This is a genomic window from Prevotella communis (assembly GCF_022024115.1).
Lineage (GTDB): Bacteria > Bacteroidota > Bacteroidia > Bacteroidales > Bacteroidaceae > Prevotella > Prevotella communis.
The window spans coordinates 2,869,989-2,890,307 of sequence record NZ_CP091792.1; the positions used below are offsets into that span (position 1 = coordinate 2,869,989).

The following is a 20,319-nucleotide window of genomic DNA, read 5'->3' on the forward strand; positions in this document are numbered from 1 at the left end:
ATTATTCATCAGCTTCTTGAGCGATACTCTTCATCCATTGCGTAAACTTCTCAAATGCAGTTGGCTTACGTATAGGCTTAGGCTCTTCCACGACAACAGAAGGCTCCGGTTCTGGTGCAGGCTCTACAACAAAATTCGGCTCTGGTGCAGGCTCGTGGACGGGCTTTACTATGGGCCTGTAAAGCAGTGGTATCAGACTCTCATAATAGGCATCATCCTTTACTTCAACCTCATTGCCGACAACCTCTTCCATCCCGGTTGCCAAGATAGTAACCTTCGCATCTTCGCCTATGGAATTATCAGTCGAGATACCCCAGATTACCTCAATCTTTGGATCCAGTTTATCGAAGAAATCATCAATCTCCTGCATCTCAGGCACCATGATAGGCGCTTCTTCACTAGAATAGATATTAAAGAGAATACGCTTAGCTTTCGTGATATCACTACCATACAAAAGCGGTGAATTCAGGGCGTTTTTGATAGCTCTCTCCACACGCCCTTCTCCGCTTGCCCTGCCCATCGCCATGATAGCACCTCCACCATCACGCATGGTCGTTTCCACATCGCGGAAGTCCAAGTCGATACCACCATTGCTGTTGACGGTTATCAATTCCGATATACCGATTACCGCTTCCTTCAGGATATTGTCAGCTCTGGCAAACGACTCTTTCACAGAGATAGGTGTGTCAGCATAGACATCACACAGGCGTTCATTGTTGATAATCAGGAGTGCGTCAACGTTCTTTCGCATTTCGTCAACACCCTTCAGCGCACGGATAATCTTCTGAGTCTTCTCAAAGTAGAAAGGAATGGTTACGATGCCGATGGTAAGCATACCCATTCTTTTCGCCACACTGGCCACAACAGGTGCCGAGCCAGTACCTGTACCACCACCCATGCTTGCCGTGATGAAAACCATCTTAGTCCCATCGCTCAGCAGCTTCTCTATATCCTCAATATTCTTCTCCGCCTCCGAGCGCCCAACTTCGGGTTTGCCTCCAGCACCAAGTCCCTCTCCCAATAGAATCTTGACAGGAACAGGCGATGGAGCCAATGATTTACTATCCGTATTACAAACGGCAAACGTCACCCCAGGGATATGCTCGTCATTCATGTTGCGCACAGCGTTGCAACCGCCTCCACCAACACCAATCACCTTGATGATGCCTTGCATCTTATCCTCTACAGGACCAAAATCTATTAATATATCATCACCCATAACCTCGTTTTCTTTATTTTCCTGCAAAGTTAAGCAATTATTATTTCATTTGCAAATTATTGCAAGGCTTGCAACTTATCATTGAGTGCCTCAGATCCTCCCGTCAGTCAAATCGATAATCCATGTTTCTTTGATTCTGTCTATATAGGTACAAAAGTATTTTGGAATAAAGATCTCAGCTATCAGCCACACTCTAGCCTCGCTCGTGAGTGCTCCACGGAGCAGCCTAGGAGCAGCCTAGGAGCAGAGTGATTGCTGCCTAAGAGCAGGCTAAAGCATTTTTTACTATCCTATAGAAGACGGATTGCAAGTCAGTAATATCGTTTTTGCTTCTAGGTTAATCAGCCCTCAGACATCAGCCATCGGCCATCTTCCATCGGAGCGAGACACTCACCCGTCCCCTCTGTACTCCCGGCCTACTACTGCTATACTAATTCTTCGGCATTCTCTGCCGTTGGGTGACGACGGTGTACCAAACGTTTCACCAATCCACCCAGGAAAGCAAAAAGGATATAGGAAAAAAGACCGGCAATAATACCATCAGTGATACTTCCTGTGACAGGCATCAGCAAGATGGTGAGAAAAGCCGGCAACATCTCTCTAGTATTGGTAAGCGAGATATGGCGCACAGAACCAAAGAGATAAAGACCTGCCATGACCATCACAGGCGCAGTGGCTGCAGCAGGGATCGACAGGAATAGAGGAGCAAGAAACAGACTGGCGGTGAAACACAGCGCCACAACAAAGGCAGAAACACCGGTACGACCGCCCTCTGCAAATCCTGTGGCACTCTCTGCATAGGTCGTCACAGTGCTACATCCCAGACACGCCCCCGTCACCGTAGCGAGAGCATCACTAAGCATGATGGAACGCAGATGCGGAATACGACCATTCTTACGCATCAGTCCGGTGCATGCCATGATACCCACTATCGTTCCCAAACTATCAAAGACGTCAAAAAATAGCATGATAAGCACACAGACCCAAAGATCCGGTTGCAACAGGAATTCCGATGAAAACTGGCAGAAAAGTGGTGCTGGTGATACCGGCATCGAAAACACATCATCAGGAACCGTTGTCACTCCCATAGGAATACCGATAAGTGTCACTGAGACGATGCCGAGCAGCAGACCGCCCTTAATTCGCAGAATGGCAAACAAACCCGTCAGGATGAGTCCTATAAGGAAGAGAATGGCTGCTGGGGTGCTCAACGTCTCCAAATGATTGAATACAGTTCCGTCGGCCAGCATACCACTACTCTTGAAACCCAACATAGCAATGAAGAAACCGATGCCAGCAGCAATGGCATACTTCAGTGAAGATGGCACAAGCTCAAAAATGATCTGACGGAGGTTACCGATACAAAGCAGCACAAACAGTATTCCCTCAATCAGGACAGCCGTCAGGGCAAACTGCCAAGGATAGCCCAACGACAGACAGACCGTCTGAATAAAAAAGATGTTGAGCGTGAGACCTGGAGCCTGGCCAAAGGGACGTTTGGCGAGAAAAGCCATGAGCAGCGTGCCCACGATAGTAGCCAGAATAGAAGCAGTGAACACGGTGTCAACGGGAAAGCCCAAAGCTCGGAGTGGTTCCATCATGGCAGGCAACAAAGCCAGGATATAAACCATGGTGGTAAAAGTGGTCAGACCAGAGACTATCTCTGTTTTAAGGCTATGGCGATGAACGGAGAAGCCCATCAATGCAAGGAATCTTTCTTTCATACGTCGAAATGGATGGGTATAATAAGATCGAATTTTGCCCCGCGAACATAACTTGTATCAAGGGTCAGAGTGCCATGGATGCGCTCGGCAATCATGCGTGCAATAGAGAGGCCAAGTCCTGTGCCAGGAACAAAACTATCGAGTTTTGAGAAACGCTCAAACACAAAATCCCTCTTATCTGCAGGAATACCAGGACCAGTATCAACTACGGAAATACAAAGATGGTCATCGGAACTATTCAGACAAAGCGTGATACCGCCCTGGCTGGTAAATTTCACCGCATTGCTCAACAATTTCTGAAGAATGGTATTAATCATATGCGGATTGGTCCTGACAATCAAATCTTCATCCACCTTATTGTCAATATTAAACGTCAACGTGGCGGGAACCAGCGGACGAAAAGCATCAGCAGCAAATCCTACAATGGCAGTGGCAGGACAGTCCTCAAGAGGTGGAGTGGAACAATTGCTCTCCAAGTCGGAAATCAAGATTAAGTCGTCAAGGATGGTAGTAAGTTGTCGGGTATTCTCCTGAATGCGAGTACTGAGCTCAAGTCTCTCTTCCTGAGGGATGTCAATGCCAGGCGTAGCCAGCACCTGACTGAATCCACTGATAGCATTCAAAGGAGTACGAATCTCATGAGTCATGCTCTGCACAAAAGATGTCTTAACATTCAGGGCCTGCTCAGCACGGTCGCGCTCCACGGCCAACTGCTTGTTCTGCGCCACCACGACATTGCGCTCGCGCTCCAGTTGCCTGTTCTTTATCGACAACCTATGATTCCAGCGGTTGTTGATAACCAGAAAGACCAACATAGCGGTAATGGTCAGAATCATGGCTAATCCACCCGTTGTGAATCGCGAACGCTGTTGGAGCAACTCGTTTTGTGACCTCAGCTCATTGAGTATGCCAAGCGAATCAACTTGCACGGCATCAGCCCATACGGGCATCGAGATAAAAAGCAATGTCAGGGACAGAAAGACATAAGCCGACACCTTATAGAATCGCATAACTCAAATGATTTTGCATTATTTGCTGGCAAAGATACGAAAAATCAAAACAAAAAACAAAGAAAAAAGACGTAAAAATAAGCACCGCACAGTAAATTATGCAAAATTTGATGCATTTTTATCAGTTATTCGGCCAAATATTGATATTTTTGTAAGTATATTCATCGATAAACTATCAAAACAATCACAGGAAGCAAACGACAAAAGCATATGAATGAAAAAAACATCACTACTCTGCAGGCAGCCTTTTCATCCCTATCAATAAATTTCACTTAGAATTATCATTAATAATCAGGAAAACTTAATTCTAATTATTAGGTTATTTTTTTTCATAGCAAAAATGGTTGAGGGATCCCCGTCGTGAGATGGGGATTTTTTTTGTTATAGACGTTTTGGAATTCTTGGTTATTATTGCGCTGATTGTTCTTGTTCTTTCAACCACAATTCTATCCAGTCTTTGATAGTCTGGATAAACAGTTTAGCATCTGGCATCAATTCGTCAACGGTTTCTATACTATGATTAAAGAAATCGTCATAATCACCAGTGGAACGCTTTGAAAACAGACGACTGAAATACCTTCCTAGTTCTGGAGTAAGGATACCTTCTTGAACAATAAACTTTCCCAGATTCATTCGTACGCCGTCATGTGACTTTACCTCAATACCATTAGCTATTAATATGGCTGTTGCAGCATAATAGCAAGCATAATATAACCTATTTACTGCAGTATTATAAAAGCCATTGGCTCGATGGGTCTCCACCTCTGCCAATGTATTTTCTGCACTTTCAATACGATAGCGTACAATACTTATTCTCTGCTCTTGGGTTAACGTTTTGTTCATAGAACCACTCCTTCGTTTTCCACGTTGATATAGAAAGGACTGACATTAGCGCCCCATTGGGATTTTGGTATAATTAGCGGATTGATAATAACGCCAGACTGCAATTCCAACTGATAAAGAGGTGCGAAAATGGCATCCTCATCTTTCCCTGTCACAGTTGGCTGATCTACCAAAATCAACAAATCTATATCTGAATCAGGACGAGCATCACCTCTGGCTTCACTACCGTAAAGCCTTGCTTCCATTTTGTAAGGAACGCTTTTCAGAGCCTCCTTTATGGAATTGGTGATTTCCGTTCGTCTCATATCTGTTGCAAAGATAGAAAAAAAAACAATAGTCTCCAAATATTTCAATAAAAAATCCCATAATGACGACCCACTTATGCTATACGCAAGATCGAGTCCACACACCCTATGACTATATATTTTATCGCTTTCTACACCAACTGGCATGGATAGCAAAATTCTCGCTATGCTCGCCAAGCGCCCTCTTACATCTTCCCTCTTACATCTCCCGCCATCAGCCCTCAGACATCAGACCTCTTCCCTCGCTTTAGCCATACTGCTGCCATAGTCTAGCCTTACTCTAGCCTTACCCTAGCCATACTGCTGCCATACTCTAGCCTGCTTCATGAGTGCACCACGGAGCAGCCTAGGAGCAGAGTGATTGCTGCCTAGGAGCAGAGTGATTGCTGCCTAAGAGCAGGCTAAAGCATGGAATCAGGCCTCAAACATCAGACTTTTCTCATCGGAGCGAGACACTCACCCGTCCCCTCTGTACTGTTTCTGCTAGCCATTATTCTCTTTAAGGTATCCATCAATTTGTTATATAGGACACCTACCTTTATTATTCCTTGTTGTTTCTTTCCACAAGGATTCCTTTGGGCGATGAAGTCACAAAATCTATCCTTAATATCTCGCAAATCCTCAGTCAGATAGACATCACATTTTTCAGCAATGTCATCAGGTATAGGATACCTGCATGCAGCAATAGCACCTGCCATACAGCCGATAGTATCAGAGTCACCACCAATAGAGATAGCCAGGCGTATCACTTCTTCAAAGGAATTACCTTCCAAGAAAGCAATAATCGCTTCAGGAACACTTCCCTGACAAGAAACATCAAAAGCGTAATTGGGACGGATCTCATCTATGGTCCTGCTAAGATTATACCCAAACGTCTGCTCCACATACTCTTTGATTTTCTGTTTCGATTGTCCTTCCTTGCAGAGATATACACTTGCGGCTATTGCCTGTGCCCCTTTTATACCTTCAGAATGGTTGTGACTGACAGAAGCCGTAATACTTGCTAACTCCAAGGCCTCATCCAGCGTTTTAGCATACAGACCTACAGGGCTGACACGCATGCCTGCACCATTACCCCAACTTTTATAGGGCTGGGGATTCTCCTGTCTTAGCCAACAACTAAAGTTGCCACCATATCCTGCTCTCGGATAGCGACGTCCAAGTTCCTGCATACATCTTATCAGATGCCGGGGACTATGTTCGGCATCTTCCATGAGCCATTTCGCTACAGCCAGCGTCATCACTGAGTCATCCGTAAACTTAGTCCATTTTGTAAACAACTCAAAGTCTGTTGACTTCGTGTTATAAAACTCATATGGTGATCCTATGATGTCACCTGCTAACGCCCCTAACATTTTCACCTTTCCCATAGATACTTTTCTTTTATTTTGCAAATATACGAAATAATTCTCAAACTTGTTCCTTACACTCATTCATTTCCATGATGTTTTCTTCCATTGATAATTATGACTATTCGAGTCACCATATTGCTCTTTACGTACTTGATTCTTCACCCATTGCAGGTCACTCTTCGTAGAGACATTGAATATTCCTGCAATCTTTTGCTTATCCTTACCTGCTTTATATCGCTCACGAAGCTCTTTACGAATAAGTGCAACGTTACCACTTTTCTTATCCTTGAACTCCTCTATCAACTCATCTATTGGCAGATTTCTGATGCGCTCCTCTCGTTTACCAACTTTGTCTGCAAACAGTACTTTAAAAGCAGTCTGCTTCAGCGAATGCTTTTCGTCTAGCAATCTACTGCGATAGATACTCACCAATTCTTCCCTCGTCAGGTTTGGCAAAATCGACAGGCATTCCCTCAGCACATTCTCATCCCACTTAGTGAAATGGAATTTCTTCACTTGCTGAATAATGTACTCGTAATCCGTCATATGTACTACAAAATTAAATTTGGTTGCGAAGTTAGTCATTTCTAACTCCGCAACCAAGCAATTTTGCTCCGCAAGGCTTGTGAAAATATGATTTTTTACTACCTTTGCAGACTGATTATGATTACACCTGCAGATTTCATAGAAGATGAAATATATGGTCAGCGCTTACTTATTAGTGTAAACGCTGACCAACGAGAATTACATAGCAATATCCGAGCAGCCCGTGCCATTCTTCATTCTTTTGCAGATATCACTATCATTATCAATTCTCATACATTTTCTTTTGGCCATAAGAATCCAGAGTATACCATTGACGGAGAGCTAGGCGACAGAAAAGGTATTCTAGGAGAGAGGGGGATTACGGCAAGTTTTAAGGCTGCAAAGAAACAGGGCTGTAAAATTGTTGTCATTGATCTTGACGAACATATTTTGCAAGTGCGTTCCTTCGAACTATCAAAATACATTTCCAGAAGGAAAGCTGATTTTGTGAATGGCATGATTGCCGAATGCTTTGTGGTATACAATGGTGAAGCCGTTGTGGTGAATGCAAGTATACAGACACGTCAAGAGATTATGTCAACCATTGAACAGCTCAATCCAGGGGCACCGTCCCATTAAAAACAAAAGCCGCAGGTACTCGACCAACGGCTTTGTTATATTAGAACGGTTGCGGAGCTTGATAAAATCGCGCCTATATGCAACTCTCATTCACGCTGCAAAGATAGGAAGTTTTTTTGTAACTTCCAAATATTTGAGCCTTTTTTTATTCCCAAACTACCAAGTCGTGAAGTAGGGAGTTTTTCTTAGCTGTGATTGTCTTGCATCTATCATGTGTCCCTGTTCTCAGCTATCACCCATACTCTAGCCTCGCTCTTGAGTGCACCACGGAGCAGCCTAGGAGCAGCCTAGGAGCAGAGTGATAGCCGCCTGAGAGCAGGCTAAAGCATTTTTTACTATCCTATAGAAGACGGATTGCAAGTCAGTAATATCGTTTTTGCTTCTAGGTTAATCAGTCCTCGAACATCAGCCATCGGCCATCTTCCATCGGAGCGAGACACTCACCCGTCCCCTCTGTACTTTATGCCGAAATAGAAATGACCTGATGGATTTCCTTGACGAAATCCTTTAGACTGACAAAATTATCGCCAAAGGTAACTCGCCAGTTGAATGCCTTTAACGGATACTCCAGGAAGTTCTTCACCTCGATATCGCCATTTACGCTGACATAGTCGAGAATATTCTTAAGATATCTTTCTTGGTCTGAAGTCAGGTTATTGTCGTTGATAAACTTCTGATATATCAGGAGGGCCTTCTTTCTGTCTATGCCATTGACAACACGAATGAATGCAGCCACATTTGTTTTATATGGATGCCCCTCTGCCAGTTCGTCAAACTCTTCACGACTGCCAAGTTCCTCAAAGAAGACTCGCTCCAGTTCTTTGAAGTCCTCTGCTGTCAACTGCTCAAACTGCTGTATCTTCTGAAGTGTAGGATTACCTGTGTTCTGGGCCAGATAATCTACCACTCTCTGCTTGTAAGAAGTACGGATAACAGTATCTTCTCCTCCCTCTACTGTTACGTATGGGTCTTCAATGTCAATAATAAACTTCTCTTTCTTCCTAGTACCTTCCAGCAGCTTTATCAGGTCTCTCAGTTCTGTCCTGACTCTTTCAAGACTGTCTAGGCTTTCATTCGCCCAGAATTGTGGTTGCTGAACCAGTCGTATTGTGTCTATACGCTTCATCACAGCAGGTATTGAGCCCTTCTTTTCCAGATGGGCAGCAACATTTACTACAACCTGCCTAAACTGTCCCACACGAACTGTAGAGTCGATATGAGCCAACTGAAGATGAAGCATGATGACATCAAATTTCTTTGCCGATTCATCATCGTCATCTTGTGGTATCAGCTTCCCTATTTCCTTCAGGCGCAACACATCTACCTCTGAGATATAAGTCCATTTATCCTTGTCTCGGAAGGGCTCTATGATGTTCCAATATGGGCGAGCATCCTTGCGCTCTTTCACAATGCCGTTTACCTGTTGATACAAAAGCACCTTCAGGTCATCATGCATCTTCTTGTCAAAAGCCTTCTCCTGATGCTCAGCACTCTGCAGTTCCTTTGCGATATCCAGTCGCAGAGAGAAGAGTCTTTCTGTCAAAGACTTGCTGTTTGAAGCATCTATGCCATCAGGTTTCTTTGAGAAATAATCAAAGTTGCCGCACCAGTCAAAGATATAGAAGCATTCTTTGTCCTTACCCTCTCCGAAGATGTCAGGACAAAGGCGAGTACCCCGACCTATCATCTGCTCAAACTTTATCTTTGACTTCACAATCTTGAAGAAGACCAGATTCAATACTTCTGGCACATCAATGCCTGTGTCGAGCATATCCACGCTGACAGCTATCTGAGGCATGCTTTCCGCAACCTTGAATTTTGCTATCAGCTTATCATGGTACTTCACCTGATTGTCTATCAACTGACAATAGTCTGCTCCACGATTAGGGAATAGTGCGTGGAAGCGTTCTACTATTCTTTCAGCATGCTTGTGATTATAGGCAAAGATAATCATCTTTCCTATATCTTCGCCACTCTTAATCTTCAAGCCGTTTTCCATCAGCTCTGACAATACATTGTCTATAGTATCATCATTGATGAGGTAACGGAATATCTCGTTTCCTTCAATATCTCGATGGTATTCCGCATTGGGGTCAATGCCCTTCAGCATCTTCTCGTAATCCCAAACCTTTTCCAGTTCCTCACGCTGTTCAGGAGTCAGTTCGTCATACTTGATGCCTTTGTTTATCATCTTCGAGTAATGACGCTTTGCCTTGTAAGACACAAGGTATCCGTCATCTACTGCCTCGTCAAAGGTATACTCAAAGTTGGGTTCATTCTCCAGCTCCAGCAATCTGAAGGTATTCTTGTCTATCTCGTCGCGAGGTGTTGCTGTCAGACCTATCAACAACGAATCGAAGTATTGGAAGATGGCTCCATACTTTCCAAATACAGATCTGTGGGCCTCATCTATGATAATCAGGTCAAAATGTCCCACGCTGAACTTCACATCATACTCATTGATGTAGTTGATCATCGTCTGGTAGGTGGAGAATATGAACCGGGCGTCCAAGTCTGGCTCATCATCGTCTGATAATGACGCCATCGACTCACTGGGCAACAGTTTTTCAAAGTTACCCCTTGCCTGACTGACCAATTCTGTTCTGTCAGCAAGGAACAACACATTCTTTATCCAGTCGTTATTCGCCAGCAGCTTGCATAGCGAGATGCTCACTCGTGTTTTTCCTGTACCAGTAGCCAGCACTAGCAATCCACGACGATGCTTCATGTTGAGCCATTCCACCAGACTCTTGATGGCTGTCTTCTGATAAGGTCTGTCAGTAATCGTCTCGTCTATGGTCAAGTCCTTGATGCCAGCCCTGCCACGTTTCTGCATGATATATTCCAGGTCGTCATGACTATGGAATGATATGACATCCCTGTCAGGATATCCCAAGCCGTCAATAACCTTTGTCACATAACCATTGGTATAGTAGATGACAGGTCGGACACCATATTTCTTTTCCAAACATTCAGCATACAGTATTGCCTGCGCTCTGCCTTTTCCTGCATTCTGTATGGTACTCTTTGCTTCTATGACTGCCAAAGGCTTACCACCCCTGCTAAACAGTACATAGTCGCAATAGCCCTTACCGCTTGGCGTTGGCATGCCTTCCACCTCTACCTCAATGCAGGCCTTTCCACCTTGTATGTCGCCCTTGACAGTCAGGATATCCCACTTTGCTTCATTCAGCATATAGTCTATGAGACATCTTCTTGTGACAGCCTCGCTGGCAAGCGACTCCTTAGGTGTTTCTACAGGCTTGACAGGGTTTTCTATCACCTCCTTGGGAACACTGTCAACAACCTCTTGCGACACTTGTGGCTCAGGAGTAGTTAACACCTGCATTCCAGGCAGCACTTGCGGCACCAGGGTAGCATCAAAGGCTACCATGTTCTTGATTGCCTTCCAACGATACAGGAAGCCCTCCACCACATAGAAAAGGGACCTCAAGCAGATAAAGGCATCATTCTTCTTGATTTCTTGTGTTCCTGTATGAGAAGCATAGTTACCAAACTTCTTGACGGTATAGATGTTCTTCTGAAACTCCCAGTCATAGTTGACGAAGGCATCCATCTCTGGATGCTTCAGCATATCGTTAAGTGTTTCCTGTTTCTCCACCTTTGCTGATGCCATAGCGAGATGGTGCTTCACCAGCCATTCCAATGCCTTGCGGGCATTAGTTGCAGACTCTTCAGGAAAAGAGTTCTGAAATATTTCAGCCTTATCGCAATACGCATGCAGTTTGCTGAAGCTCGGAATCTTATCAGCCAAAAGTTGGATAAAGTCGAAATTCTTCATATCACTTAACGTTTTTAGTCAAACACTCACTTATTCTTAGTCAAACCAATACTGCATTCTTGATGCGAGCAATGTTTCCAGGTCTTTTATCGTAGAACTGACTTGCGCTTTCTGCTGCTCAATCAACTCAATTCTCTTTGCAAATTCTTGCTGAAGAGAGAGAGGGGGAAGAGGAATACCTAATGATGCTATTGTTGTTGAATTAAGATTAAGCATCGTAGCTCCTTTTGCCTTTGAAATAAGTTCCTTTATAAAAGAACTTGATCGAATAATATACATAATATACTGTGGAATCACTTCCTGCTCAAATCTAACAAACAAGCTGCCTGTTCCACACAGATATCCATTCTCTTTGTCAGAGATAACAGCACATCTACCAATATCTCCCCTTCTTGCAAATATGACATCATTCTTTCGAAGAATATAAGCATTTAGCTCTCTGGCTTTTTCATCCGAAATTGTGAAATCCATATCAGCAATTACACGATAATCTTTTATATGAATAGGATTAACCAAAGGAATACCATTTGAAATATAGTCCTCTTTATGTAACATTGAGCCAAATGGACCAGTCTTTACGGAAGATATTTCCCCCAACTTCTTTACTTCCCATCCTTTTTCGTTTTCAATGGGGTCACCAAACATATCATAGAATATGCTTTGAGCAAGACTGTCGAGGTCACTCAACTGAGCCTTCTTCAGGCTTATCAGCTCGTTAATCTTGTCAAGTTCCGCAACAATGGATAGTTGGTTTTCTATTGGAGCAACAGGAATAGGGATAGACATTAGGGATGATTTTACCAAATGTTTGATTGTAACTCCCTTTCCATATCGCCCATCAAGAATACCACTTTTCTTTAGATGCATGAAAAAGTACAGACAAAAACGTGCTGCTACGCCGTCTGTGAATCTGACACGATGGAGAGCATTCTGATATTGTATTGAATAGTCTTTGTCCCATATGGCAGCACGTCCTATTTCACCGCCTTCACAGATGAGGAGATCTCCTTTCCTAACAGTATATCGTTCTAATTCAGACTCCTCAAATCTTGTTTGCTTTAAAGTCGTGAAATCTATCTTGTCCCAAAGTATATTTATCGCACAAAGATATGGACGCATTTCTCCTGTGTCTTTTGAAGAATTCAAAGTCTTTCCGAGGTCACTTTCGCAAACCTCTCCTAGTTTCTTATATGTCCACCCTTCTCTCATACGACCTTCTCCAACATCTTATACAGTTCGCTATATCCCTTCAGATATTCTCCTTCTGTCTTTTCAAGACGTGTAAGGATGTCTGCAACGGGTTCATACTCTACCTTCTCCCTCTCTATCTCCTTGTATTTGTTGATAGAAAGGTCGTAGTTGTTCTGGCGAATCTCTTCAACAGGAACAAAGAAGCTCTGCTCCTTGCGACTGCGAGATTCTTCCGCCTTCAGATTATGGTAGCGAGCTACAACATCAGGAATATCGTTCTCGCTGATAGGGCTTCGCTTGTCGTCAAGACTGAAGCCATCGGCCTTCATATCATAGAACCACACCTTGTCAGTACCACCACTGTTCGTCTTTGAGAAGACAAGAACAGCAGTACTTACTCCAGCGTAAGGCTTGAAGACGCCACTTGGCATAGAGATGACAGCCTTCAGTTGCTGATTATCTACAATCTCCTTACGAATGGCTATATGGGCCTTGCTGGTGCCAAACAATACGCCATCAGGAACAATGCTGGCACAACGGCCACCAACCTCCAAAGAGCGCACAAACTGAGCAAGGAACAAGAGCTCTGTCTTGCTGGTATTGGCGTATGCTAGAATCTTCTTGTTTACATTGCCCTTGTCCAGACTGCCTGCAAAAGGAGGATTTGCCATGATGAGCGTATAGCAACTCTGATCATCATTCTGTTCTGACAACGAGTCGCGCCATGCAAGTTCTGGAGCAGTAATGTCATGAAGCAGCAGGTTCATGGCACCTATGCGAAGCATCGTCTGATCTGTATCGTAACCATTGATCATGGATGTCTTCATGTGGTGAACTTCGTCTGCTGCATACATGGCCGTACCATAATTCTCCTTGATATACTTGACTGCCTCAACAAGGAATCCAGCACTACCCATTGCAGGGTCGCAGATATAGTCTTTGGGGGTTGGCTCCATCATTTCCACAATCATGCGGATGATGTGGCGAGGAGTACGGAACTGGCCATTAGTGCCAGATGCTGCCATCTTGCCAAGAATGTATTCATATACATCGCCCATAGCATCACGATTGTTCATGTCGAGGGCATCCACACCATCAACAACCTTTGTAAGGGTGCGAGCATTGGGGATAAGGAATATGGCAGACTTCATATAGCGACTGTAGGCACTTTCCTCACCTGTTCCGATATGCTTGATAAACTCAAACACACTTTGGCGAACAATCTTGAACATGTTGTCAGAACCAAAGTTCTTAAACACATGCCAGCGAAGATTCTCGTATGGAACACCCTTCTTCTCTTCATCAGAAACAGCCTCAGGATTCACCCATAGCTGCCCGTCAAGGAATGTGGGATTCTGGATTTCCACACCCCAGTCGCGAGCATTCTCCTCTTCCTGCAGCTGCTTGTCATCGAGCAGTTTCATGAAGAAGATATAGGTCATCTGCTCCAATACTGTGATGGGATTAGTAATACCTGCCACAAAGAAGGTATCCCAAATCTGGTCAATCTTATTCTTTATCTCGCCTGTAATCATAAATCTTGTATAGTCTGTAAATCAATCTTTCTGCAAAAATATAAATAATTCACTTATTATGCAAATATCACACGAGTTTTATCCTCTTTCAGCGTTATTTTGCGTTTCTGGGTGCAAAGATAATGACTTACTGTGCAGGTTTTCTGCGTAGGTCAAAATTTATTGTATATTCTTCTTGTATTTTCTTTCTTCGACCTTCTTTTCGTAGTTGTACTTAGCAACATCTATTGCTTTTCTTACCATTTCAGGATCATCAATGACATTCAATACTTTACCCCAACATAACACATTGAGCATTTCATATATAAGAGCTCGTATTAAATAGGGAGCCTTACCACTTGCAACGTCAGAATCAATTTTCGTTCGATGTGAACCAGGATTGGTAACATCTACTAATGAGTGAATACCTCTTTGAATATGAACAGGAATAATATCTTCCATATATCTTTGTCCAAGTGCATAGCTGCAAGCTGCGAGATTTGAACCATCATGCTTTACAGAACAAAAACCACGATCATACAGTTTGTTCATAACATCGCTCATAATCTTACGAATGTCATTCAAAACGGAGTTGTTCTGCCAATCTTCTTTTTCTAAAACTTTCAGTATGCGTAGAAGGTCATGTTTTGACTCTGGCCAAGCGTCAAAGACGGTTTGATGCTTATGGACAATTTGAGTATCTTCCTGTTGGTCGGCAGCGGAGATAATGTCTGCTATCAGTTGATCGTCATCATCACCCTTTGAATAATACTTGTCAACCATATTCTCAAACATCTCATTTGAAATCAAATCAGGTTGACCAGTAAAGACAAACATAGGAACATAGCGGCGAGGCTTTAATTCGTTAATACGATCACGACAATAACGCAAACCACTCAGGTTAGGCACCTCATTAAGAGATTCCATAAGAACTTTTGCATCAAGAACAACGGCAGACCATTCTTCAAGATGGCTTTCAAATGTTATCATGCCCTCTTTTGCAAAGCGACATTTGGTTATCTCAAAACCATTAACCACCTCACAACGTTCCATCAACTCACTAAGGAGTTCATACTGATCGTCAATCCAAAGTATTTTATATTTATTCATGAGAGTTATATTTAGGGAACATTACTCGTATTGTAGTAGTTTTCTGCGTTCTATTACAGAAAACATCATAATCACCTTTATAATGACGAGTTATTGATTTAACACGATAACCACCAAGACCTGTGCCATGAGACTTGGCACCTTTCTCGCCTTTAAGCCCATAACGGAACTTGTCCATGCCTTGCGGCATAGGATTGCCATCATTCTTGAAGTCTATGGTGAAAACATCCTTGTTTGCATTGTAAGACAAAGTAATCAGAACTTTATATTCTACACCTTCACCTGTGAATGCATGAGTGACAGCATTCTCTATAATGGTAGTTGCCAAAGTAGAGAAATCTACCTTACTAATAAAGATTTCTGGAGTATCAATCTTTGCCTCTTTGAGGGCGACCATATCAACCTCCAATGCAACAGAATAGTTGGAGAATGTACCTGTCAATTCATTAAGTATTTCTAACGGATTCATGACTTCTGGTGAACCATAGATATCCTCTTCAGTAAGGCGATTAAGATGAAGACGCAGTTCAGACACAGCATTTGAGATACCTGTCAGTTTCTGGCGTATTGAAGATACTAGTTCATTATTCCCCTCAATTTTATCCAAATAGAAGGTTATTAACTTTGCCTGACTATCAAGCTGAGAAAGGAATGGCTTCATGTCATGCTTACGCATACGAACCTCCATCATATACTCCTGCTTCATGGAGTCGATAGCTTTGTCCAATCCCTCTTTCCTTGCTTTTTCAACGGCAGCGTTTAACTTTGCATCCTCATAGATACGTCTCTGTTCCTCAAGAGAAAGAGGTATAAGAAGAACAGGGTCAATGCCTTTGCCACCTGACCAGCGCTTAATGCCATTCCGTCTCAGTTCTCCATTTGACTCTTTATCAATCTGAGCAAGAAGAAGCCTTAAGTAATTTACATCTATCAAATCAGGATTGATTCGATATGCAGCACAGCTTTTAGGGACAGATACGTTCCTAAACAAATCAAAATTAGTCACAAACTCATGGTAATAAGTCTTCAGCTCCTTCTCACCATATTGTACGACAAAGGGGGAACCTTTATACACGTCATAAATATCAGCATCTTCTTCTGCATCATCCTCCTTGTCTTCATGGTTAATTAGTGATAAGAAACGCTTACCTAATTTGGGATTCTGTTCATATTCCTCAAACGGATTAGAAGCAAGGTATTCTTCTCTGACAATATATCCAGAGTGTAACATCATACCGTCTTCTTCCATAGGCTCTAGAATTTCGCTAAGCATTTCTTTACGATAGCCAGCAGGAACCTGCGTTACAGAGTCCATATAGTTAGGAACGTACCACTCGTATTCTCTCTCCTTGACATCGTTTACAGGAACCTCATTGATATACATTTTGTCAATCTTATCAATAACCTCTTTAACCTTATCGATATCTATGGTATCTTTCTCTTCATCCTGTAACTCTTCATATTCATCTTTGTCTTTGACAAACGAAGACAAATCCACAAATGTAATAGGGTCACCCTGTTTACGTCCTGTCTTTAAGTAGATTATTGTGGCTGCAATACTGGTTTTATTAAACACATTTGCAGGTAAAAGGACAACAGTATCAAGCAAATTAGCTTCTGTTATATCATGACGAAGTTTTGCTGTCTTACCATTTGAAGTAAGGGCACTTGCAGGCAACAATAAGATAGCTCTACGATTTTCAACATTCATAGAACCAAGAACTTTCTCCAAAGAAAAAGAACTAATAGATTCTGTTTCACCATTAGAAGTAACTACCTCTTGATCAAATTCCGGAGTTACAATGATGAAATCACAATCTGTGGCATCCCAACTACTAACGCAATCTGCATATTCTATATGCTCGGTATCAAATCCCATTACTCCTGCCCACAACATAGTTGCATACATATAGTACTTGTTAGTAGCTTGAGCATGATATTTGCCTCTTGCATAGAACAAGTTTAACCCTGTACGCATAAAAGGATCGTAAACATCTTGCGCCTCATCTTCCATAACCATTGCAATAATATCATCTACTTCTGTAGGGATCTGCAATGATGAAGTCCAGTGATCATCAACGAAAGCGAAAAGCATAAGTCGACGAAGACATGAAATATAAAACTCCTCTTTCACACAGTATTTCAGGAATACTACAGAGTTTATCACATTCACATCCTCCTTACAACTATTGCGAAGATACGCTATCATTCTCTTGCAAAGCCTTCCGATATTTGAATTTGGGAAGTTAAATACAAGAGAGATTTTTGTATATTTCTCATTTCCCTTCTCATCGAAAAGAACAGGAACAGGTATTTTCTTGTTATTCGGGCGATCGCCATATGTTATCTCGTCCTCATCTGGTTCAATCCAAGATGTTTTTATGCATTCTTCACGACTTGCTGTAAACATGGCACAGCCAACTTTCTCATCATTATTAAGAATGATACTAATTGCACCAGCTTTCTGTAAATAGACAAGAGATCCACTAATAAGGTCGTTTAAATAATCTACATCCTTATCTTCCGGCAACTTTTCAATGCCATTTTTTTCAATCTCATTTATAATAAAATCCATGAGATTTGCATAACGCCAAAGCATCTCGTCTTTTGTCAAGTCCTGTATCATCTAAACTCTAAATTAGTCAAACAATCATTTTTCGACTGCAAAAATACTCACTTACTGTGCAGGTTTTCTTCATTGATCAGAATTGTTTTCTCCAGATACCGCAATTGATTCTTGTATTTCCTGAAGTTTCTTTTGTAATAGGGCTTTATCAGGTAAGCACAACTGATACTCTGCTACCATTGTAGGTGACAAACTACGACTCAAAGCGTATTCCACCACAGCGTCATCCTTGTCTTTGCAGAGCAGTACGCCTATGCTGGGATTCTCCTTGGGCTTTCTCACATCTCTATCAAGAGCCTCCAAATAGAAATTCAATTGACCTAAATGCTCTGGTTTGAATTTCTCCATCTTCAACTCAAAAGCAACGAGGCATTGCAATTCACGATGATAGAACAACAAATCTATTCTAAAATCACTATTTCCAACCTGTAATCGATATTCCTCATCAATGAAAAGGAAGTCTTTTCCAAATTCCAGGACAAAGTCCTTCATCTGTTTCACCAGTGCCGCTTTCAAATCGTTCTCGTATTTATACTCTTTTCCGCCAATAAACTCCAATACATATTGGTCTCGGAATATCTGTTCCGCATTGGGTGCAATTTCTCTCACCAGTGGTGAGAGTTTTAGAGTTCCAACTTTAGATCTTTCATAAAGTGCACTATCTATCTGTCGATTTAATTCTCGTTTTGTCCATCGTTCATGAACACATTGCTCCAAATAAAAACATCTCTCTTCGGTTGATTTGGTACGGCTTAAAATAGTAAGATTATTAGTCCAACTAATTTGTCTCACCAATGGTGAGAGTATTTCGTCTGCACCATTATAAGTCTCATAGAACTGCTTCATTCGCCAAAGGTTCTTATCAGAAAAGCCTTTAGATTCTGGGCTGGTTCTTTCGATATATTCAGCCAATTGCTTGACTATGCCATCACCCCATTCTGAAGCAGCAATCTTATTGGAGATGTATTTACCAATCTTCCAATACAAATCTATCAGAGAAGCATTAGCCAATCTCACCACTTCATTACGAGTATGCTGAATCATGGCGACGATTTCTGCGAATTGGTCGTTTCTATTTTGCACTGTTATATTATTCATCTTTATCTTTTGAATATAGTTGATTCATTACCTTTATTTTCTCCGCTATCCTATCCCTGAAACTGGCTGGAGCAATGACCTTCATGTCATCACCAAAGGAGAGTATCAGGGATTCCAGCTCTTTGTTTACCCTGACATTGATGGATATGATGGCATAGCCTTCTGCCTCCTCGATGATGCGCTGAGAGAGGTGAAGGGGCTTGGTGCGAATATAGTTAAAACGCTTGCCTGTCACTTTAATAACTATATCCTCTGCATCAACGTCGGGAACTGTCACTCCTATGACATCATCGAAGTACTCTGAGAAATCCACATTTGACTCCTTGTACGGTAAAGCTATCTCTTCAAAACCTTCAACCCTGTCAAGGGCATAATGAGCATAAGACTGATAGCCTATCGCTTGGGCAATAAGATACCAACGGTCATTGAATTGTTTCAGATGATAGGGATAGATATTAACTATCTGCGTTTCTTTTCCGTAAGGTGTGTATTTTAGTTTCAACACTCTTTTGGTGAGGATTGCCTGCAAAAGGTCTGAAAAATACGAGATACCTTTCAAGTCAGGATTTGACTGGAAGGTAACTACGGGCGATGTGTCTTCGTCAAACAATCCGCCTTCTATCTGCATCAGGAGCGTCCTTGCCCAATCGTATGTGGGTTCACCCTCAAAATGATCCAATACGCGAATTGCATCCTGAAGCTTGTGGCGCTCCTCATCGTTAATGCGGAAAAGGGGTATTGAATAGTTCGTATCAACATACCGATATAGGCGTTTCTTGCCAAGACGTAGCTTCTCGTTAAGTATTATGCCGTAATCAGCCTCCAGGATATTAATATCATTCTGGACAGTACGCTTAGATACATCTGGCTTATCAGCTCTGCGTAATGCCTCATTACACTCATCAACCAAATCGTCAATGGTGTATTCCCTATATTTGTTTCTGAAGCACTTGTTCAGAACCTGATATCTCAACAAAACTTGTTTATCTACTGGCATACAGTGGTTCTTAGCTTATTGCCTACAAAGTTAGTAAAAAAAATGCAATCTGTTTCCTTTTTGAAGAAAAATTCACGCCTTATAGCTGAAATCATGAATTGACTCGAGTGATTTCATGATTTGACCTAGCTCAATCGATGAATTCACTCGAGTGAAGATTTTGGGGGTATTACGTGACAGGAAGGGTTGATGTCAATCATGAATTGCCTAATAATGTCTCTTTCATAGTCTTCTATGTTGCTTTCCAAATAATTGAATTAGTAAGTCATTTTGTATAGCGTTGGATTAAAGAGACGTAACCTCGTCCAAAGCGAGCCGTAATCTCGCATGGCGTGAGATTATGGCTCGCTTCTTATAAGCCTTT

Annotated in this window: 15 protein-coding genes; 1 reads left to right on the forward strand and 14 read right to left on the reverse strand. The window is 42.3% G+C overall.

Annotation, left to right across the window (positions count from 1 at the left end; all coding sequences use genetic code 11):
- Position 1: 1 nt before the first annotated feature.
- From ftsZ to L6468_RS11985, 7 genes are all read right to left on the reverse strand, one after another.
- On the reverse strand, positions 2-1,219 hold the full coding sequence (ftsZ, locus tag L6468_RS11955; RefSeq protein WP_237793409.1) for a cell division protein FtsZ: 1,218 nt from the start codon (positions 1,217-1,219) through the stop codon (positions 2-4).
- A gap of 425 nt (positions 1,220-1,644) precedes the next feature.
- Positions 1,645-2,943, reverse strand: a complete 1,299-nt coding sequence (locus tag L6468_RS11960; protein ID WP_237793410.1) for an NCS2 family permease — start codon at positions 2,941-2,943, stop codon at positions 1,645-1,647.
- Positions 2,940-3,953, reverse strand: coding sequence for a sensor histidine kinase (locus L6468_RS11965; RefSeq protein ID WP_237793411.1), 1,014 nt, complete (start codon positions 3,951-3,953; stop codon positions 2,940-2,942). Before L6468_RS11965 ends, L6468_RS11960 begins: the two co-directional genes overlap by 4 nt.
- A 408-nt stretch (positions 3,954-4,361) precedes the next feature.
- Positions 4,362-4,796: a HEPN domain-containing protein gene (locus L6468_RS11970; protein ID WP_237793412.1), complete on the reverse strand. Its 435-nt coding sequence runs from the start codon at positions 4,794-4,796 to the stop codon at positions 4,362-4,364.
- On the reverse strand, positions 4,793-5,101 hold the full coding sequence (locus tag L6468_RS11975; protein WP_091818507.1) for a nucleotidyltransferase domain-containing protein: 309 nt from the start codon (positions 5,099-5,101) through the stop codon (positions 4,793-4,795). Before L6468_RS11975 ends, L6468_RS11970 begins: the two co-directional genes overlap by 4 nt.
- 428 nt (positions 5,102-5,529) lie before the next feature.
- The gene (locus L6468_RS11980) at positions 5,530-6,471 is read right to left on the reverse strand and encodes an ADP-ribosylglycohydrolase family protein (protein WP_237793413.1); all 942 of its coding nucleotides are present in this window, start codon (positions 6,469-6,471) and stop codon (positions 5,530-5,532) included.
- Positions 6,472-6,534: 63 nt separating this feature from the next.
- Positions 6,535-6,999: a hypothetical protein gene (locus tag L6468_RS11985; RefSeq protein WP_237793414.1), complete on the reverse strand. Its 465-nt coding sequence runs from the start codon at positions 6,997-6,999 to the stop codon at positions 6,535-6,537.
- Between the two features lie 87 nt (positions 7,000-7,086).
- Here L6468_RS11985 and L6468_RS11990 point away from each other — a divergent pair, with 87 nt between their 5' ends.
- The gene (locus L6468_RS11990) at positions 7,087-7,617 is read left to right on the forward strand and encodes a hypothetical protein (RefSeq protein ID WP_237793415.1); all 531 of its coding nucleotides are present in this window, start codon (positions 7,087-7,089) and stop codon (positions 7,615-7,617) included.
- Between the two features lie 460 nt (positions 7,618-8,077).
- Here the strand turns inward: L6468_RS11990 and L6468_RS11995 are convergent, their stop codons facing one another.
- The 7 genes from L6468_RS11995 to L6468_RS12025 all read right to left on the reverse strand — a co-directional run bounded on the left by L6468_RS11995 (position 8,078) and on the right by L6468_RS12025 (position 19,931).
- Complete coding sequence (locus L6468_RS11995) at positions 8,078-11,419, reverse strand: type I restriction endonuclease subunit R (RefSeq protein ID WP_237793416.1); 3,342 nt, start codon at positions 11,417-11,419, stop codon at positions 8,078-8,080.
- 36 nt (positions 11,420-11,455) lie between these two features.
- Entirely contained in the window at positions 11,456-12,628 is a 1,173-nt protein-coding gene (locus tag L6468_RS12000; protein WP_237793417.1) for a restriction endonuclease subunit S, read from the reverse strand.
- Complete coding sequence (locus L6468_RS12005) at positions 12,625-14,145, reverse strand: class I SAM-dependent DNA methyltransferase (RefSeq protein ID WP_237793418.1); 1,521 nt, start codon at positions 14,143-14,145, stop codon at positions 12,625-12,627. Before L6468_RS12005 ends, L6468_RS12000 begins: the two co-directional genes overlap by 4 nt.
- Before the next feature lie 159 nt (positions 14,146-14,304).
- Positions 14,305-15,234: a hypothetical protein gene (locus L6468_RS12010; RefSeq protein ID WP_237793419.1), complete on the reverse strand. Its 930-nt coding sequence runs from the start codon at positions 15,232-15,234 to the stop codon at positions 14,305-14,307.
- Positions 15,227-17,860 (reverse strand): N-6 DNA methylase, encoded by a 2,634-nt coding sequence (locus L6468_RS12015; protein ID WP_237793420.1) that lies wholly within the window; start codon positions 17,858-17,860, stop codon positions 15,227-15,229. The genes L6468_RS12010 and L6468_RS12015 overlap by 8 nt, the downstream gene beginning before the upstream one ends.
- Before the next feature lie 69 nt (positions 17,861-17,929).
- Positions 17,930-18,958: a PDDEXK nuclease domain-containing protein gene (locus L6468_RS12020; protein ID WP_237793421.1), complete on the reverse strand. Its 1,029-nt coding sequence runs from the start codon at positions 18,956-18,958 to the stop codon at positions 17,930-17,932.
- Positions 18,951-19,931, reverse strand: coding sequence for a helix-turn-helix transcriptional regulator (locus L6468_RS12025; protein ID WP_237793422.1), 981 nt, complete (start codon positions 19,929-19,931; stop codon positions 18,951-18,953). The genes L6468_RS12020 and L6468_RS12025 overlap by 8 nt, the downstream gene beginning before the upstream one ends.
- Positions 19,932-20,319: the final 388 nt, after the last annotated feature.

Excerpts from the sequence above, each read along its gene's own strand:
- ftsZ (WP_237793409.1), bottom strand. The coding sequence starts at position 1,219 with ATGGGTGATGATATATTAATAGATTTTGGTCCTGTAGAGGATAAGATG.
- L6468_RS11960 (WP_237793410.1), bottom strand. The coding sequence starts at position 2,943 with ATGAAAGAAAGATTCCTTGCATTGATGGGCTTCTCCGTTCATCGCCAT.
- L6468_RS11965 (WP_237793411.1), bottom strand. The coding sequence starts at position 3,953 with ATGCGATTCTATAAGGTGTCGGCTTATGTCTTTCTGTCCCTGACATTG.
- L6468_RS11970 (WP_237793412.1), bottom strand. The coding sequence starts at position 4,796 with ATGAACAAAACGTTAACCCAAGAGCAGAGAATAAGTATTGTACGCTAT.
- L6468_RS11975 (WP_091818507.1), bottom strand. The coding sequence starts at position 5,101 with ATGAGACGAACGGAAATCACCAATTCCATAAAGGAGGCTCTGAAAAGC.
- L6468_RS11980 (WP_237793413.1), bottom strand. The coding sequence starts at position 6,471 with ATGGGAAAGGTGAAAATGTTAGGGGCGTTAGCAGGTGACATCATAGGA.
- L6468_RS11985 (WP_237793414.1), bottom strand. The coding sequence starts at position 6,999 with ATGACGGATTACGAGTACATTATTCAGCAAGTGAAGAAATTCCATTTC.
- L6468_RS11990 (WP_237793415.1), top strand. The coding sequence starts at position 7,087 with ATGATTTTTTACTACCTTTGCAGACTGATTATGATTACACCTGCAGAT.
- L6468_RS11995 (WP_237793416.1), bottom strand. The coding sequence starts at position 11,419 with ATGAAGAATTTCGACTTTATCCAACTTTTGGCTGATAAGATTCCGAGC.
- L6468_RS12000 (WP_237793417.1), bottom strand. The coding sequence starts at position 12,628 with ATGAGAGAAGGGTGGACATATAAGAAACTAGGAGAGGTTTGCGAAAGT.
- L6468_RS12005 (WP_237793418.1), bottom strand. The coding sequence starts at position 14,145 with ATGATTACAGGCGAGATAAAGAATAAGATTGACCAGATTTGGGATACC.
- L6468_RS12010 (WP_237793419.1), bottom strand. The coding sequence starts at position 15,234 with ATGAATAAATATAAAATACTTTGGATTGACGATCAGTATGAACTCCTT.
- L6468_RS12015 (WP_237793420.1), bottom strand. The coding sequence starts at position 17,860 with ATGATACAGGACTTGACAAAAGACGAGATGCTTTGGCGTTATGCAAAT.
- L6468_RS12020 (WP_237793421.1), bottom strand. The coding sequence starts at position 18,958 with ATGAATAATATAACAGTGCAAAATAGAAACGACCAATTCGCAGAAATC.